This is a genomic window from Streptomyces sp. NPDC057963 (genome assembly GCF_042887155.1).
Lineage (GTDB): Bacteria > Actinomycetota > Actinomycetes > Streptomycetales > Streptomycetaceae > Streptomyces.
Genome location: NZ_JBHVPX010000007.1, coordinates 223,311 through 235,399 on the forward strand (window position 1 = coordinate 223,311; position 12,089 = coordinate 235,399).

Annotated in this window: 10 protein-coding genes; 5 read left to right on the forward strand and 5 right to left on the reverse strand. The window is 73.0% G+C overall.

Annotated features, from left to right (window positions below; translation table 11 throughout):
- Positions 1 to 41: 41 nt before the first annotated feature.
- Positions 42 to 455: a hypothetical protein gene (locus ACFVT1_RS18805; protein ID WP_389796564.1), complete on the reverse strand. Its 414-nt coding sequence runs from the start codon at positions 453 to 455 to the stop codon at positions 42 to 44.
- A 238-nt stretch (positions 456 to 693) separates the two neighbouring features.
- On the opposite strand from ACFVT1_RS18805, the gene ACFVT1_RS18810 reads away from it, so the two are divergent.
- From ACFVT1_RS18810 to ACFVT1_RS18825, 4 genes are all read left to right on the forward strand, one after another.
- Positions 694 to 990 carry an SHOCT domain-containing protein gene (locus ACFVT1_RS18810; protein WP_389796567.1) on the forward strand — a complete coding sequence of 99 codons (297 nt, stop codon included), beginning with the start codon at positions 694 to 696 and terminating at the stop codon, positions 988 to 990.
- 1,053 nt (positions 991 to 2,043) lie between these two features.
- On the forward strand, positions 2,044 to 2,238 hold the full coding sequence (locus ACFVT1_RS18815; protein WP_389796569.1) for a hypothetical protein: 195 nt from the start codon (positions 2,044 to 2,046) through the stop codon (positions 2,236 to 2,238).
- A gap of 128 nt (positions 2,239 to 2,366) precedes the next feature.
- On the forward strand, positions 2,367 to 4,250 hold the full coding sequence (locus ACFVT1_RS18820; RefSeq protein ID WP_389796571.1) for an ABC transporter ATP-binding protein: 1,884 nt from the start codon (positions 2,367 to 2,369) through the stop codon (positions 4,248 to 4,250).
- A gap of 152 nt (positions 4,251 to 4,402) precedes the next feature.
- Positions 4,403 to 5,686 (forward strand): MFS transporter, encoded by a 1,284-nt coding sequence (locus ACFVT1_RS18825; protein ID WP_389796572.1) that lies wholly within the window; start codon positions 4,403 to 4,405, stop codon positions 5,684 to 5,686.
- A 59-nt stretch (positions 5,687 to 5,745) separates the two neighbouring features.
- On the opposite strand, the gene ACFVT1_RS18830 is transcribed toward ACFVT1_RS18825, so the two are convergent.
- The 3 genes from ACFVT1_RS18830 to ACFVT1_RS18840 all read right to left on the reverse strand — a co-directional run bounded on the left by ACFVT1_RS18830 (position 5,746) and on the right by ACFVT1_RS18840 (position 9,967).
- Positions 5,746 to 7,110: a carboxyl transferase domain-containing protein gene (locus ACFVT1_RS18830; protein ID WP_389796575.1), complete on the reverse strand. Its 1,365-nt coding sequence runs from the start codon at positions 7,108 to 7,110 to the stop codon at positions 5,746 to 5,748.
- Complete coding sequence (locus ACFVT1_RS18835) at positions 7,103 to 8,485, reverse strand: acyl-CoA synthetase (protein ID WP_389796950.1); 1,383 nt, start codon at positions 8,483 to 8,485, stop codon at positions 7,103 to 7,105. Before ACFVT1_RS18835 ends, ACFVT1_RS18830 begins: the two co-directional genes overlap by 8 nt.
- A 273-nt stretch (positions 8,486 to 8,758) precedes the next feature.
- The gene (locus ACFVT1_RS18840; RefSeq protein ID WP_389796577.1) at positions 8,759 to 9,967 is read right to left on the reverse strand and encodes a nitrate/nitrite transporter; all 1,209 of its coding nucleotides are present in this window, start codon (positions 9,965 to 9,967) and stop codon (positions 8,759 to 8,761) included.
- A gap of 149 nt (positions 9,968 to 10,116) precedes the next feature.
- Between ACFVT1_RS18840 and ACFVT1_RS18845 the strand changes: the two genes are divergently transcribed.
- Entirely contained in the window at positions 10,117 to 10,548 is a 432-nt protein-coding gene (locus tag ACFVT1_RS18845) for an Lrp/AsnC family transcriptional regulator (protein ID WP_266733210.1), read from the forward strand.
- On the opposite strand, the gene ACFVT1_RS18850 is transcribed toward ACFVT1_RS18845, so the two are convergent.
- Positions 10,526 to 12,046, reverse strand: a complete 1,521-nt coding sequence (locus ACFVT1_RS18850) for a GAF domain-containing protein (protein WP_389796953.1) — start codon at positions 12,044 to 12,046, stop codon at positions 10,526 to 10,528. The genes ACFVT1_RS18845 and ACFVT1_RS18850 overlap by 23 nt on opposite strands.
- Positions 12,047 to 12,089: the final 43 nt, after the last annotated feature.

A 12,089-nucleotide genomic window follows, 5' to 3' on the forward strand; every position in this document is an offset into this window, starting at 1 on the left:
GCCATCCGGCCGCTCCCGTCACGCCGCGCGGCGTGCCCCGATCACGTCCGCCACACCCCCAGCACCGCCCGCACCCGTTGCTGCTCGCCGTGATCCCCGGGCGCGCCCTCCTCCGGCGCTCTCCGCCGGGCAACCGCCAGTGGCTCCGGTTCCACCGTGCTCATGGACGCCATCACCTCCGGCGCCGGTGCCACGTACACGTCCCGGGACAGCACACTCGGGTCGTCGCCCCCCGTGCAGTCGGCGAACCGCAGCCCCTGCTCCCCGGCGTCTGGAGCGGACACCGGACTCGACGCCGGCACGGCGATCGCCACCGAGGCCGCGACAGGAAAGGAGTCGGACACGGCCGCGCGCCCGAACTCGGGGCCATGGGCGCAGGCCAGTACGTGCACGAGAGCGGCCAGCACCACAGCGAGAACCGCTGGGAGCGTGGACGACCGGGAGCGACGCCGCATCACGAACACATCACATACAGTACCCGCTTGATTACCCAAAGTGTTCAGCGGGTTCGGTCGCCGGGCGGCTGCTGTCCGTACTCTTCACGCTCCCGCGCCGGCCTGCCGCCCGTGGGTGCGACCGGCAGGGCCGCTCTGTCTCGTCCACTCCGTCCGGGCGAGAGAGGATTGAACGTGAGGCTCTCTGCGGGCGCCGGGTCCGCACCCCCGCCGGACGAACAAGGGGGAGTGATCTTCGATGATGTTCTGGTACCACCACGGCATGGGCGGGTGGGCCTGGTTCGCGATGACGTTCGGCATGATCCTCTTCTGGGTGCTGATCATCATCGCCGTGGTCCTGCTCCTGCGCGCGTTCGGCCGGAGCCATCCGGCCGGCGGCCGGCCCCCTGCCGCGCCCGGATGGCCCGAGCCCGGCTCGTCGTCCGCGGAGCGGATCCTCGCCGAGCGGTACGCGCGTGGTGAGATCGACGACGACGAGTACCACCGCCGCCTGGCCACCCTCCGCGGCACCCCACCCGGCTCGGCCGAGCCATGACCCGGCTCGGCCCGCCGTGCGGGCTTCCGGTGCGACCGCGCTCCGCACCCCTGGCCGGAGTGGCGATTCCGGCCCCGCACGGGTGAGCTGTCCGGTCCCGGTCTTGTGCGCCTGCGTGCACGCCCTGAGCGGGGGCAGGGGGTTCTCCGGCCTGCGGGCGGCGGTCCGGGCGGACGGGCGTATGCGTTCTCGGTCTCTGGGTGGCGGCCCTCGACGAGTTCTGGCCGGCGGTCCTCGAGCGAGCCGCCGGCCGTACCCGTCAGGGGCGGTGGCGGGGCGCGCACGGAAATCGAACAAATGGACTAACGAGGTCCATGGCGTCTTTCCTTGTTTCTGTAGGGCCCGGTGGGCCTCCAGGTGGCCTGCCGGGCGTATCCGGTCGGGCGTATCCGGTCGGGAACGCGGTTCGCCGCCTGCGGTCGGCGGACGTTCCGACGGCGTGCGGCTGGGGCGTTCGGCGGGCGGTACGCCTCGCCCTTCGCTCGAATGGTGCGCGTGGCGAGCGGCGGCCGCGCCGGTGTCGCTTTCGCCTGCCGTGTCGTGCCGTGTCGTGCTGCGTCGTGCCGTGCCGGGCTCGTGCTGTGCCGTGCTCGGGCACCCCGCGAGGCGTAAGGGGGACCGTCTCGCCCCGCCTCGCCTGATCGGACCCATCGGATCGAGCGGGGCGCGGCGGATCGAGTGGATCACATCGGAGGGAGATGTCCGGTTCATCGGCGAAATCGCAGGTGAAATGGGTCGCCGGGGCGGGTCGGCCCCGGTCGTGGCCCCGGGTCCGTGCCGAGTGGTCGCGCCGTGCTCCGGCGGGTCGTTCGCCCGACCCCCCGTGCCGTCAGGTGGCGTACGCGCGGCCTTGTTTGTGTGGGGCGCGGCGCGCTTTCGCAAGGCATTCAGAGAGTCACTTGTGGCAACGCTCTGAAGGTTTACGGTATTTCGTGAAATATGTTCGAAATACGGCTTGTACGGGTTGTTGGCCGCAGAGGGCAGTCGTAGTGTCGGTAGTGCCGCAGCAAGAGCAAGGAGCGGCACAGGCGTAATCCTCCAGAGGAGGCGAAGATGAAGGTACGCAGCATCTTCGACCACAGGGACAGGGATCACGGCGGCGACTACGGACGCGGACGCGGACGTGGTGGCGGCGGCTACGGACGCGGACGTGGTGGTGGATACGGACGCGGACGCGGCGGGGGCTATGGCGACTTCGGTCGTGGCGGCGGCGGCGGTGGCCGTGGCGGCGGCGACTGGGGCTACTGACCAGCCATCCCTGACACCATCCCCAAATCGAGGCAGGCTCGTGCTCCGGCGCGGGTCGGCCTCGCAGGTTTGGGGTCCGCGCCTATGGAGATGGTCCATAGTCCGAGCACCTCTGTGACGTGACGCCCATGCGCCTGCGCAGCTCGCTTGGGGGCCAAGCGCCCTCCGAAGAGACCTCTCAGGACTCGGTGACGGACGTACCGATCCGCACCGATCCCATCAGCATCTTGGTGGCGTTCCGCCGCTTCTGGCCACTGACCGTGGGAGACCGGCGCTGGCTCGTCCTCATCTTCGTGTGCGCGGTCCTCGCCGCCGTCGCCGAGACGATCACCGTCCTGCTCTTCGCCGAACTCACCGACAAGGCCCTCCAGACCGGCTCGATCAGCGCCTTCTGGAAACCGGCGGGCCAGTGGCTCGCCGTGGCCGCCATCGGAGCCGTGGTGGGGTACCTGGGCAACTCGATCGCGGCCTGGGTCGCCGAACGCTTCGTGATGCGGCTGCGGGCCCGTGTCTTCAGCCACCTCCAGACCCTCCCGCCGCACTTCTACCAACGCAATCGCCGCGGCGACCTGGTGGAGCGGCTGACCGGTGACGTGGAAGCCATCGAAGCGCTCGTGGTCTCCGGCATCGTCGGGGCGGCCTCCGCCCTGTTCAGCACGCTCTTCTACGCCGCCGCGGCCCTGTGGCTGCGCTGGGACCTGGCCCTCGCCACCTTTGTCATGGTGCCGCTCTTCTGGTTCACGACCCGCTGGTTCACCGGGCCCCTGCGCGCGGTCTCCCGGCGCGGCCGCGCGGCCGACGGCGCCGTGACGGCGGTGGTCGAGGAGACGCTGGTCAACGTGGTCATGACGCAGGCGTACAACAGGCAGCCCGACGAGGAGGCGCGGCTCTTCGGCAAGGCACGCGTCCGGATGAGGACGGCGGTGAGGGCCGTCCGCCTCACCGAGTTCTACGAGCAACTCGTCGAAGTCCTCGAAACCGTGTGCGTCCTGACAGTCATCGGTCTGGGGGTCTGGGAGATCTCCGCGCACCGGATGACCCTCGGGCAGCTCCTGGCCTTCGCCGCCTTCATCGGCTACCTCTACCCGCCGATCCGCTCACTGGGCCAGCTCGGCCTGACGGCCACCGCCGCGACCGCGGGAGCCGAACGGCTGCTGGAGATCCTCGACGCCCGGCCCGCGGTCACCGACCCGGCCGCTTCCGTGCCCGACCCGCCCCGGAGCCGTGCGTTCGGCGAGGTGGAGGCGCGCCAGGTCCTCTTCCACTACCCCGACAGCGGCGAGCCGGTGCTCCGGGACCTCTCGTTCACCGCGAGTCCCGGAGAACTGCTGGTCATCACCGGTCCCAGCGGTGCGGGCAAGTCGACCCTGGCGGCTCTGCTGCTGAGGTTCTACGACCCGGACGCCGGCAGCGTACGGCTCGACGGTGTGTCCGTGGACCGGCTGCCGCTGACCTACCTGCGCCGCAACATCACGCTGCTGCCCCAGGAGACGCTCGTCCTGCACGACACCATCGAGGAGAACATCGGCTGCGGACGCACCGATGTGACACACCGTGACGTGGTGGAGGCCGCGCGGGCGGCCGATGCCCACGCCTTCATCCGGACCTTGCCGGAGGGATATGACACAGTCATATCCACAGGTACGTCCCGGCTCTCCGGTGGTCAGTTGCAGCGCATCGCGATCGCCCGCGCCATGCTGCGCGACGCGCCCGTGCTCCTGCTCGACGAGCCCACCACCGGACTGGACCGACTGGCCGCGCAGCGCATCCTGGCGCCGCTGCGGCGTCTCGCCGAGGGGCGCACCACCATCGTGATCACTCACGACCTGGCCCTTGCCGCGGACGCCGACCGCATCCTGGTCCTGGACGAGGGACGGCTGGTGGAATCGGGCACCCACACCCAACTCCTGGGCCGCAAGGGCCTGTACGCCACCCTGTTCGAGCGCCGTGTCCCGCCCCACAACGGCACCGTCTATCCGCCCGCCCGCACGTCGGGAATCCACTGGCGGTAAGCGGTAAGCGGTAAGCGGTAAGCGGTGGGCGGTCGCGGACGGCGCCCAACTGCGCGCCCGGCCGGGCCTCCTGGCCCGCAGACCCGGCCGGAACCGGGGCGCACCCGAGGGCGGCCGGACCGTCGGACGCACGCCGGTCGTTACCATCCGCTGTGACCGAAACAGCCGAAGCGGCCGGCGCAGCCGAAGAACCCGCGCACCGCACACGCATATTCGCCGACCTGACGCCACTGCGGACCTCCCCCGACTACCGGCGGCTCTGGTTCGGGAACACGGTTTCCTGGATCGGGCAGGGGATGACGGCACTCGCCGTCTCACTCCAGGTCTACGACATCACCGGCTCCGCCTTCTCGGTCGGGCTCATCGGATTCTGCTCGTTCCTGCCACTGGTCGTCTTCGGGCTGTACGGCGGGGCGGTCGCGGACACCATCGACCGGCGCAAGCTGGGGCTCGCCAGCTCCGCGGGGTCGTTCCTCCTCTCCGTCGGGCTGGTCGCCGCCACCGTCGCCGGGGTGGAGCAGGTGGGGCTGCTGTACGCGGTCGTCGCCCTGCAGGCGGCCTGCTTCGCGGTCAACTCACCGGCCCGCAGCTCGATGATCGCCCGGCTGCTGCCGGCCGAGCAGCTGCCCGCCGCCAACGCCCTCAACTCCATGACCAGCACCACCGGCATGCTGGTCGGGCCGATGCTCGGCGGGATCGTCGTCGGTTGGTGGGGGTACCGGGCCGCGTACACCGTCGACGCCGTCACCTTCACGGCCTCGCTGTACGCGATGTGGCGGCTGCCCTCGATGCTGCCGGAGCGGGCGGAGGGCGCGGGCGGCAAGCGGGCGTCCGTCGCGGACGGGCTGCGCTTCCTGGGGGCCAGGCCCAATCTGCGGATGACCTTCTTCACCGATCTGTGCGCCATGGTGCTGGCCCATCCCCGGGCGCTGTTCCCCGTCGTCGCCGTGGTCTGGTACGGCGGCGACGCGAAGACCACCGGGCTGCTGGTCGCCGCCCCCGCCCTGGGGGCGCTGCTCGGCGGGGTGTTCTCCGGATGGCTGGGACGCGTCCGCCGCCACGGCCTCGCCGTACTGTTCGCCGTCGCCTGCTGGGGTACCGCCATCGCGCTCTTCGGGCTGACCCGGCAGCTCTGGCTCGGGCTGATCTTCCTGGCGCTCGCCGGGTGCGCGGACACCACCTCGATGGTCTTCAGGAACACCATGCTCCAGGCGGCCGTGCCGGACGAGATGCGAGGACGGCTGCAGGGCGTGTTCATCGTGGTCGTGGCGGGCGGACCGAGGCTCGGCGACTTCCTGGCCGGATCGTTCGCCGACCTGACCTCGCCCGGCCTGGCGGTGACCGGCGGCGGGATCGCCTGTGTCGTCGCCGTGGCGCTGCTGGGGCTGCGGTGGCGCGGGTTCGCACGGTACGACGCGGAGAACCCGCAGCCCTGACGGCTCAGCCCCCGGGCGGCAGCGGCGGCACGACGCGGAGGACCCGCAGCCCTGACGGCTCAGCCCCCGGGCGGCGGCAGCGGCGGCACGACGGACCGGGCGAAGCCCAGCTCCACCAGGTCCTGGGGGCGCAGCCGCAGCTGGTCGGCCGTGGCGTGCACCTCGTCCGGGGCGCGTTTCAGGATCGCCGCGGCGAGTTCCGGGGCGATCACCGAGAAGTAGCTGTCCCGGGTGACATGGGTGTTCTCCGGTGCCGCCAGGGCCAGCGCGCCGCCCGAACCGCCCTCGCCGATCACCAGCGTCGTGACGGGGACCCGGGCCCCGGCCATCGCCGCGAAGGCGTCGGCGATGGCTGCGCCCGCGCCCGCCCGTTCCGCCTCGGCGTCGTTCGCCGCGCCCGGGGTGTCGATCAGGGTGAGCACGGGGACACCGAGCCGGTCGGCCAGCCGGATCACCCGGGCCGCCGTGCGGTAGCCGGCCGGCCGGGTCGCGGTGCCGCACTGGGCGACGTACGCGATCGTCCGGCCGCCACGCCGCCCGAAACCGCAGAGCAGCCCCGGGTCCGTGCCACCGCAGCGGTCGCCGCTGAGCGGGAGCCGGTGGTCGAAATACGCGTCCAGGTACGCCTCGGCGCGCGGCCGTGAGGGAGAGCGGGCCTGCCGGACCGCGTCCCAGCCGGTCCCCGGGAGACCGGCGGCGGAAAGGGCGTCCGGCACCGGGGCGGCATCCGGGGCCGGGGAGCCGGAGACGTGCAGGGCCCGCAGCCAGTGGGTCAGGGTCTTCGGGAGTTCCTCCGGCGGGACCACGGCGTCGATCTGGCCGGCGGCCAGCTGGCCCTCGGCGGTGTACGCGTGGGGGTCCGCGCCGGCGGGCCGTACCCGGGAGCCGGCGAACCCGATCTGGGCGCCCGGCAGCGCCAGGATCACATCGGCGCCGGCGCCCAGCGTGGCCCAGCCGCCGCCCGTCGTCGGGTCGCGCACCACCGCGAGCTGCGCGGGGCCGGACGCCCGCAGCCGCGCCGAGGCACGGGCCACGCGCTGCAGCTGGCCCAGGGCGACCATGCCCTCCTGCATCCGGCTGCCGCCCGTCGCGATGAGCGAGACGAGCGGCAGCCCCCGGGTCCGGGCCGCCGCGTACGCGGCCTCCAGCCGGTCCCCGGTGCGCTGCCCGAGCGAACCGCCCAGGAAGCCGAATTCGAAGGAGAGCAGGACACAGCGCAGGCCGCCGATCGTGGCGAGGCCGTGGACGACGGACTCCTCCTCGCCGGTACGGGCGGTGGCACGGGCCCGGGAGTCCGCGTACCCGGCCCAGGAGAGCGGCCCGTCCCCGGCGGTGCCGCGGCCGGGGACGGCGGGCTCGGTGATCTCCTCGAACCCGGTGGCGACGGCCGCGATCGCCGCCCTCGCGGTCGGCCGGTCAGGCATGGAGCGACCGCTTCATGATCTTGCCCAGGTCGTTGCGGGGCAGCGCCTGGAGGTAGCGGACCGTGCGCGGGCGCTTGTGCGGGGACAGCTGGGCGGCCACATGGTCCGCGAGCTCGTCCTCGGCCGGGGGCGCGGCGGGGTCGGCCGGCACCACCCAGGCGACGATCCGCTCGCCCAGATCCGGGTCGGGTTCGCCGGTGACGGCGGCCTCGCGGACGCCGGGGTGGTCGAGGAGCGCGTTCTCGATCTCACCGGCGCCGATCTTGTATCCGCCGCTCTTGATCAGATCGGTGGCCTTGCGGCCGACGATCCGCACATAGCCGTCGGTGTCGCGGGTGGCCATGTCCCCGGTACGGAACCAGCCGTCCTCGGTGAGTGCGGCGGCGGTGGCGTCGGGCCGGTTCAGGTAGCCGGTGAAGAGGTTCGGGCCGCGTACCTGGATCTCGCCGATGGTGTCGGGGGCGGTGAGGACGGTGCCGTCCTCCTCGACCAGGCGGAGTCCTACGCCGCGCAGGGGGGCGCCGACCGTGCCGGGGCGCGGTTCGCCGTCCGCCCGGACGCCGGTATTCATCAGGGTCTCCGTCATGCCGTACCGCTCCACGACCCGGCGGCCGGTCGCCGCCGCGATCCGCTCGTGGTCGTGGACCGGCAGCGCGGCCGAGCCGGACACCAGCAGCCGGGCCCCGGCCAGCGCCTTCGCCAGTCCGGCCGCACCGGGTCGGGCGCCGTCGAGGGCCTCGGCCAGCCGGTGGTACATCGTCGGCACGCCGAAGAGCATCGTGCCGCCGGACGACAGCTCCCGGGCCACCCCGTCGGTGGAGAACCGGCCCAGGTGCCGCACCGATCCGCCCCGGCGCAGCGGCCCGAGCACGCCCAGCACCAGACCGTGCACATGGAACAGCGGCAGGGCGTGGACGAGTACGTCGTCACCGGTCCACTGCCAGGCGTCCTCCAGTGCGTCCAGCGACGCGGCGACCGCCCGCCGCGGCAGGACCGCGCCCTTGGGCGGGCCCGTGGTGCCGGAGGTGTAGACGATCAGTGCGGGGGACTCGGGGGAGGGCTCGGGGAGTGTGGCGCCCGCCTCCCCGGCCGGGTCCGTGTCGACATCGATACGGGCCGGCGCGTCCAGCACCGGCGGGAGGACGTCACCCGGAGCGGCGAGCACCACGTCGGGCGCGCTGTCGGCCACGATGTGCCCGAGTTCGCGCGTCCCCGTCTTCGGGTTGAGCGGCACGGCCGGCACCCCGGCCCGCAGCGCGGCGACCACGGCGACCACGGTCTCGGGCGTGGGCGTGGCCCAGACGGCGACCCGCCCGGCGCCGGTGAGACGCGCGGCGAGCGCGGTGGAGGCGGTGGCCAACCGGTCGTACGTCATGGAGTGTTCGCCGAACCGGATGGCTTCCCGGACGGAACCGTCGTCCGGCACACACAGAAGAGGAGTCACCCACCGCACCCTAAGGGCTGTCCGCCCGTGCCGAACCGGGAATCCGGGCCTGTTCCGTCGCGGAGCGGGCGGACCGGCGCGGCCGTCCGGCCCGTCCGGCGTTCGAGGACGGACCCCCACCGGTCCGGGCCCGTGCGGCGCCGGGCCGCCCGCGTGTTCCGGAACCGCGGCGGTGGGGCGCCCGAACCCGTGCGCGGCCGGGCCCTACTCCCGCTGAAGCCCCCGCATGCGCCCGTACGCGTACACGCATCCCGCCAGCGCCAGGTCCGACAGCAGCATGAAGCCGATCGAGTAGGACCCCTTCGCGCTGTAGATCGCCCCCATCACCAGCGGCGGTACGAAACCCCCCAGCCCACCCGTCGCGCCGACGATCCCGGTCACGCTGCCCACCTTCGCCTGCGGGGTCACCTGGGAGACCAGGGCGAAGACGCTGCCGCTCGCGGTGCCCAGGCCCGCCGCCATGCAGAGCAGCGCGACCGTACCGCCCGGGGCCAGTGCCGGGTCGAAGGCCTGGACGATCGCCGTCAGGGCGGCCAGGCCGAGTGCGGCCGCGGTGACCAGGGCCGGGTGGACGCGGTCCGAGAGCCAGCCGCCGATCGGCCGGAAGACGACCGTGACCAGGGCGAACCCGGCGGCCTTCGTACCGGCGTCGGTCGGCGGGAGGCCGTACCAGGTCTTCAGATACGTGGGGAGGTAGACGCCGAACGCGACGATCCCGCCGAAGCCGATCGCGTACAGCGCGGACAGCTCCCAGGTGACCCGCAGCCGCCCCGCGTCGGCCAGCCGATGGGCCAGTGAGTCGGTCGGCACCGGGCGGTCCGGGCGGTCGCCGACCAGCACCGAGGCCAGCGCCGCGTACACCACGAGCGCGCCCGCGACGACCAAGGACGGCAGGTGGTCGCCGTGCTGGGCGATCCGCGGGGTGAAGTACCCGGACAGGGCGACGCCGCCCATGCCCATGCCGAACACGCCGAGCGCCAGCCCCCGCTTGGCGGGCGGGAACCACGAGTTGACCAGCGGAATGCCGATCGCGAACGTGGTGCCGCCCAGGCCCAGCAGGAAGCCCACGACGAGCATCGCGCCGTAGGAGTCCCGCGCCGGGATCAGCAGCAGGACGGGCACGACCGTGAGCGCCGATACCAGCGGAAACATCAGCCGCGCACCGTACTTGTCGGTGAGCGCGCCCACCGGGATCCGGCCCAGCGAACCGACCAGCACCGGCACCGCGACCAGCAGCGACTGCTCGAACGGGCTCAGGCCGAGCCGGTCCTTGTACTCCCCGGACATGGGCGCGATCAGGTTCCAGGCCCAGAAGGTCAGCCCGAAACCGACCGTGGCCATCACGAGGTTGCGGTAGGCGGCTGCGGACACCGCGTCCACCGGAGCGGGGGACTGCTCGACGGCTGTAACCACCCCTTCAGTCAAGAGCGGGCACGGGCCGCGGGCCCGCCGGGATGCGCCATGCGGGGCAACGCGGCCGGAGCCGTCGACGCCCGGGGCGGGGCGGGGTCCCGGTGCGCCTCGCGAAGTCGTAAACCGGACATAACTGAGACAATCGCAGTATGGACCGTCTGGACAGGGAGATTCTCGGCATCCTCCAGGAGGACGCCCGGATCTCGTACCGTGATCTGGGCGTACGGGTCGGGCTCAGCGCCAACGCCGCGGCCGACCGGGTACGCCGGCTGCGGCGCGACGGTGTCATCCGCGGCTTCACCGTGATCATCGATCCGGCCGCCGACACCCGTACCGGCCTCGTCGTCTTCATCGACGTGACGCTGCGTATGGACACGACGAACGAAGTGTTCGAACGGGCGGTGCTCGCGCTGCCCGGCATCACCGAAGTGGTGCATGTGACCGGCGGCCACGACTACCTCGTACGGGCCACCGTCGCCGACACCGCGGCCCTGGACGGACTGCTGCGCAGACTCAAGCGGGAGGCCGGTGTCGCCCACTCCAACACCCGCGTCGCGCTCAGAGCGGCTCCTGCCAGATGACGGTCGACGAGCGCGAGCCGTCCTCCTTCCGGCCGTCGTCGGCGACCGACAGCCGGACCGCGGCCCGCCCGTCCGGCAGCACGGCCGCCGCGTCCACCTCCACCTCGATCGCCGACACCCCGGCCCGCCGGTGCGCGGCTGCGAGCGCACTCCGCAGCGCGGCCAGCAGCCGGCCGTCCAGGGGCTCCCCGACCAGCGCGTCGACCGCCCCGTTGAAGTGCACCGACGGCTGGAAGCCGAGGACGGCGGCGGCGCCCCCGGTCTCCCGCAGCACCCGGCCGCGGAAGGTGGCGGGGACCTCGGCGGGCGGCTGCTGGAGGGCGAAGATCGCCGTCCGCACCTCCTGAATGGTGGAGTCCAGCTCGTCGACGGCCTTGCCGAGCAACTCGTCCGTCTCCGGGGCGGGAGCCCTGCGGCGGGTCGACTCCAGCATCATCTCGGTCGCGAACAGCCGCTGGACGACGAGGTCGTGCAGATCGCGGGCGATCCTGTCCCGGTCCTCGTACACCGCGAGCTGCTCCCGGTCGTGCTGGGCGTCCGCCAGGACCAGGGCGAGCGCGGCCTGCGAGGCGAACTGCGAGGCCAGCTGGCGGTCCACGGCCGTGTACGGGCGGGCGCCGCGCCGCCGGGGCAGCGCGAGGGTGCCGATCAGCCGCCCGCCGCTCCGCAGCGGCAGCATCATGCTGGGGCCGAACCGCGACCGCACATGCGTCGTCATCCGTGGATCGGTCGCCGAGTCCTCGATGAACACCGGTTCCCCGCCCAGCAGTTGGATCAGCACGGCGGAGCCGGGCTCGATGGTCGTACCGACGATCCCCGCCGGGTCGTCGAGCGTGGACGCGGTGACGATCTCCATCCCGCCCTCCTCGTTCGGCTGGAGGATCACCCCGGCGGAGGCGTCGGCGAGCGCTCTCGCCTCCTCGGCGACGGTGATCAGCGCGTCCGCCGCGTTCCCGCCGGTCAGCAGGGTCGTGGTGACGGCGGCCGCCCCTTCGATCCAGCGCTCCCGCTGCCGGGCCGCCTCGTACAGCCGGGCGTTGCCGATCGCGATCCCGGCCTGCGAGGCCAGCACCCTCAGCAGCGCCAGGTCCGTATCGGTGAAGCGGCCGGTGCCCTTCTCGGTGAGGTAGAGGTTGCCGAACACCTGGTTCTGCACCCGGATCGGTGCCCCCAGGAAGGAGCGCATCGGCGGATGGCCGGGCGGTACCCCGCAGGAGCGCGGGTCGGCGGTCAGATCGTCGGAGCGCAGCGTCCGCTCCTCGGCGAGGAGGACGCCGAGCATCCCCCCGCGTCCGTCCGGGAGGCGGCCGATGCGTTCCCGCTCGGCGTCGCCGAGGCCCGAGGTGAACAGCTCGCTGATGGTGCCGTGCTCGGGGTCGAGTACGCCGAGCGCGCCGTACCGGGCCCCGGTCAGCGCGGTGGCGGTGTCCACGATCTGCTGGAGGGTGGCCCGCAGTTCGAGAGCGGTGCCGACGCTCAGCACCGCCTCCAGGAGCATCGGCAGCCGGGGCGCCTGCGGGCTGCCGCCCGCCTCCTCGCCG